Origin of the sequence: Pseudomonas sp. PS01301, from assembly GCF_029960215.1 — a bacterium.
GTDB lineage: Bacteria > Pseudomonadota > Gammaproteobacteria > Pseudomonadales > Pseudomonadaceae > Aquipseudomonas > Aquipseudomonas coleopterorum.
On record NZ_JASCPM010000146.1, the window covers coordinates 1 to 261 of the forward strand.

Genomic DNA, 261 nt, shown 5'->3' on the forward strand with positions numbered 1-261 from the left:
CATGAACACGCCTGAACTGCCCGATCCCATCTTCGACAACGACGAAGACCTGACCCCTGAAATCGAACTGCCGGCTGAGCAGGAGCCGGTCTACAACCCACTGTTCGAAAACCTCGTACCCCAGCAGCCCGAAACCCGCATCGCCGGGCGCCTCAGCTTCGCCGACGCCATGCCGCAGATGGGCATGAGCTCGGTGTTCGACATCATCCGCCAGCCCAAGCTCGAATTCACCAGCCGACTGCGCAACCTCAGCGACGCCGA

Annotated in this window: 1 protein-coding gene; it reads left to right on the plus strand. The window is 62.1% G+C overall.

What is annotated here, in order from left to right; translation table 11 throughout:
- Positions 1 to 261: hypothetical protein (locus QMX89_RS22805; RefSeq protein WP_282349966.1), on the plus strand; the 261-nt coding region annotated here is incomplete at both ends.